4 protein-coding genes and 1 pseudogene are annotated in these 4,357 nt (G+C 36.7%); 3 read left to right on the top strand and 2 right to left on the bottom strand.

Annotated elements, in window-relative coordinates:
- Both QZ562_RS19915 and gshA read right to left on the bottom strand, forming a co-directional pair.
- Positions 1-371 (bottom strand): annotated as a pseudogene (locus QZ562_RS19915) (hypothetical protein); the annotation flags it as partial.
- A 92-nt stretch (positions 372-463) separates the two neighbouring features.
- The gene (gshA, locus tag QZ562_RS19910; protein ID WP_293764195.1) at positions 464-2,056 is read right to left on the bottom strand and encodes a glutamate--cysteine ligase; all 1,593 of its coding nucleotides are present in this window, start codon (positions 2,054-2,056) and stop codon (positions 464-466) included.
- A 189-nt stretch (positions 2,057-2,245) separates the two neighbouring features.
- Here gshA and QZ562_RS19905 point away from each other — a divergent pair, with 189 nt between their 5' ends.
- The 3 genes from QZ562_RS19905 to QZ562_RS19895 all read left to right on the top strand — a co-directional run.
- A complete protein-coding gene (locus tag QZ562_RS19905) occupies positions 2,246-2,791 on the top strand; it encodes an Hpt domain-containing protein (RefSeq protein ID WP_293764193.1) in 546 nt (181 codons plus the stop codon).
- 12 nt (positions 2,792-2,803) lie between these two features.
- Positions 2,804-3,511: a TIGR01621 family pseudouridine synthase gene (locus QZ562_RS19900; protein ID WP_293764190.1), complete on the top strand. Its 708-nt coding sequence runs from the start codon at positions 2,804-2,806 to the stop codon at positions 3,509-3,511.
- On the top strand, positions 3,501-4,357 hold an 857-nt coding region (locus tag QZ562_RS19895), incomplete at its 3' end, for a 2-dehydropantoate 2-reductase (RefSeq protein ID WP_293764187.1). The genes QZ562_RS19900 and QZ562_RS19895, both read left to right, overlap by 11 nt.

Here is a 4,357-nt window from a genome sequence, read left to right as displayed (position 1 = left end):
GCCCATGAGTTGTCTGTTTCACGTTTGTAATCATCCCAAGTTGGTGTTTTAGCCTGAGAATAACCATAAGCGCTACTGACACGACCCCAGGGAATTAAACCAAAGAAGAAATAGTCTTTAGGTGGAAGGGCTTTTGCCTTAAAAGAGCTTTCCTGAAACATCATTGCCATGGGCACATGAATAGGCACGCCCCATTTCGTTTGCATGTCATTAGACGTTTCAAACCAATCCCGCTTTTCAGTGAAAATATCGCAAATATTACTGATGTTTTTGGGCGGTGTAGCAGTGCAAGCTGCTAAAAATATGGTGCTGACAAGACTAATTAAAATAATTTTAAAAAATTGAGATTTCTTAGTGAACTTTAGTTGCATAACCTACTCTTAATTAAAGTGTTCAAGTTAGTGTGAGTTTCCCTAGTAGTATCTTTATAGCCTGATATTTATCAGGCTTTTTTTACTTTGAATTAATCAGCTGTGTCTGCCAAAAAATAACTACTTAGAAAATCATCGAAAGGAATATTATCCTGCTGCTCAATCACACGCTGTTTTTCTAAAGATAATCTAGCGTGTTCAGTTAATTCCTCAGCACTCATAAATTCATAATCAGAATTGAGTAATTGTTGTCTGTAATCTTCTCCAAGAGATAATCCTAAAGTGCCGTTGTCACATTTTTGGCTGACCAATTGTTGTAAAATTTTAGCTGAAGGAGTCAAACTTGAATCAACTATTTTTTGTTTTTCAAGCTCTAACGCAGCTGAATAATGTGTTGTAGCGTTTGCTTGATCAAGTACTAAAGCGACCTTTTGCATATCTGAAAAAAGCTGCAGCGCCCATTTAGATAAACCTATGGACTGCTGGCCATTTAAAAGTGTAAGCCCAGGTTCCCTTCCATTATTAACTACCGCGCTCAGATTAGACTCTGTTTCGTTATAATGTTCAGCATCCATCATGGCACTTGGATAGGTAACACAATATAATAAAAACACATCGAGAAAATAAAACTGATTCTCCTCAATACCTATGGCACTAAATGGATTAACGTCTAACGCTCTGACTTCAATATAGCTGACGCCTCTTTTGTCTAAGGCTTCAGATGGCTTTTCTAACGACTGAGTCGGTTGCTTGGGCCTAATAGGCGAATACAATTCGTTTTCAATCTGTAGTACATTGGCATTGAGCTGTTGATACTTTCCATCTTTTTTACCCGCATATTTTTGAAAAGCAGAAGACGGTTGGTTAATCGCTTCTTTTAATGAAGAAATGTAACTATCAAGGTGGTTGTAAGAAATATTTAAGCCAGACTGTGCACTGTTTGTATACCCCAAATCACTCATTCTGAGAGAAGTGGCATAAGGTAAATAATAAGTACCACTGCCTAGCTTTTTAAAAGGGAAATTAATATTTTTACCTTTTATAAATGAACCACAAATTGCAGGAGAAGCACCATATAAATAAGGTATTAGCCAACAAAAACGCCGGTAATTTCTAATTAAAGCAAAATATTCTGCAGAAATCGCTTCTTTATTAGCTTTTTCTCCCGTTGTCTTTTCTAACCACTGTTGCCAGAATTCGTCAGGCAGAGAAAAATTAAAATGCACACCTGAGATAGCTTGCATCATACTGCCGTAGCGGTTTTTTAACCCTACTCTGTACAGCGTTTTCATCTTGCCTACATTAGATGAACCAAAGTCAGCGATAGGGATAGCATCTTGGTCCTCAATAAAACAAGGCATGCTCATTGGCCACAGACGTTCATCACCTATATTTGAGATTGTAAATTTGTGCACATCATTTAATTGCCCGATTGTCTTTTGGATGGACTCTTCAGGTGGGGTGATAAACTCAAGCAAAGACTCTGAAAAATCAGTAGTAATAAACTCATGGGTTAAAGCTGAACCCAAAAGTGGTTGATGTGGGCTCTGTGCCAAACCACCATCCGGGTTAATGCGTAAAGTTTCACGCTCTACCCCATGACGTATTCCAGTTAGGGTTTGAGTAACTGCTTGGTTTTGTAATACATGTAAACGATCTGCAAAGGTTGTCTGATTTGCCTGCAAAATACTATCCAACTAAAAATAAAAAAGACCAACTATATTTTGTATTCTACCTGCAGTTTATAAATAAAGTAACCAGGGTCGATAGGTAATTCGCATCGAGTAACAAATACTTCAAATTGTTTGCTAAAATAAATGAATTATATAAACAACATTTTTTCAAAGACACAACTACCTAAAGGAATTGCTATTTTGTCTGGCCCTATTTTGAGTATTTTTGATGCCAAATTTGCTATCAATCAGTTTAGCGGTAATCAACCATTATTGATTAAAATTTTGGGGAAATTTATCCAACAATATCAACAATTTGATAAACTGATTGCAGAACAGTTGCAACAAGATTTTCAAGCAGCAAAACAACAGGTTCACACTGTAAAAGGAGTCAGTGGAAATTTAGGTATGATGGCCTTACACAATGCGTGTAGACAACTTGAAATAAGTTTTGCTAGCCAAACGACCGAATATACATTAGAAGAGTTTTTGCAGGTTTTTAAACAAACATTGACTTCAGTCCAAAATTACTCAGCCGAAAATGGTATTGAAGAAACGTCTGACTTAGCCCCTCAACAAGTTGAAAAAACACGATTAATTGCTGCTTTAAAGCGCAATGAGTTTATTTCTGAGAGTAAAATAACAACTTACACTCAGTCATTAAATCTATCGTCTGGAAGACTAGATGAATTAAAACGGGCTATTCATAATTTAGATTATCCTGTTGCTATCGAGCTTTTGGAGTAACTTAATATTTTATTGCCTCCGATAATTATCTTGTTTGACCACCCTGAATTTCTGGTGATAAACAAACCTAGTAATATTTCTGTGCAAAATGAGTCTCATCAGTCAGGGATTTTACCAATACTTTGTCAACAGCTTAAGGTTGAGCAATTATGGTTAGTACACAGATTAGATAAGGTCACCTCTGGTATTTTAATTTTAGCTAAAAACTCACAAGCTGCCGCTATCTTTGGTCAGCTATTTGAGGAAAGACAAATGGAGAAATACTATTTGGCTATCTCTGCGAAAAAACCTAAGAAAAAACAAGGTGCTATCAAAGGTGGTATGAAAAAAGTCAGAGATAGTAAGTGGATGTTGGACAGTAGCGATACTGCTGTGGCCATCAGCCAATTTTTTAGTTTCTCTATTTACCAAGGACTTAGATTATTTCTTATAAAACCTCTCACGGGTAAGACACATCAAATACGGGTTGCTTTAAAAAGTATAGGCAGTCCCATCTTAGGTGATGAATTATACAAGGGTCTTAGCGCAGATCGTACATATCTTCATGCTTATTGCATTCGCTTCATCTACCAAAAAAAAACTATCTGTATTATATGTCCTCCAGATAAAGGTGATGCATTTGTATGTGATGAAACCAAACTACAAATCACTCATCTAACAACCCCTTGGACACTCAAATGGCCAAACATCAAATTGCCCCAACAAAAAAATGCAGGATAATAAAACACTTAAATTTCCACAACTTGCTATTGTTGGCAAAGGAGCCATTGGCGGGTTAATTGGTTTTAAATGCCACCAGCTTGGTTATGATTATCAGCACTTAGTAAAATCAAAGCATGAACTACCATTTAAAGTAACGGATATAGTTGGCGTATCACACAGTTTCGTACCAAATAGCACTATCATAACTATGCCTAGCCAATTTGACTTACTGATATTACCGGTCAAGGCTTATCAAATTATGTCGGTGCTGGAACAATTAGAACCTTTCATCCAACCCAAGCATATAATAGTACTATTACACAACGGCATGGGAACCATAGAGAAAGTTAAAGAAAAGCTACCTAATAATCCATTAATTGCAGCCACCACAAGTTATGGAGCGTTAAAACTAGATGCAGACACGCTAACAGAAACAGGATTAGGGCACACTCATTTGGGCTGGTTAAGCAATGTTGATATGAGATTGAAACAATCAATTGAGCCAATACTTTCAGCGCTACTTCCACCGAGTAAATGGCATCAAAATATTGGTTTAGCATTATGGAATAAACTAGCTATTAATGCCGTGATAAATCCCCTTACCGCTATTCATAACTTAAAAAACGGTGAGCTTGCACAGTTAAAATACAACACTGTCATCTTTGATATTTGTTATGAAATTGCCATCGTGATGCAGGCACTCGGTTACCCAGCTGATAACCTTAAATTATTTAAAAATGTCCAACAAATAATAACGGCTACGGCTAATAACTACTCATCGATGCACCAAGACCTTAAGTTTCAACGCCGAACAGAAATAGAGTTTATTAATGGTTATGTCACTTCTCAAGCTACTCAGTTAAA

Source organism: uncultured Paraglaciecola sp., assembly GCF_913058035.1.
In the GTDB taxonomy this organism is placed as follows: Bacteria; Pseudomonadota; Gammaproteobacteria; order Enterobacterales; family Alteromonadaceae; genus Paraglaciecola.
The sequence above is the reverse complement of the archived record's forward strand: the minus strand, read 5'-3'. Positions and strand labels throughout refer to the sequence as shown.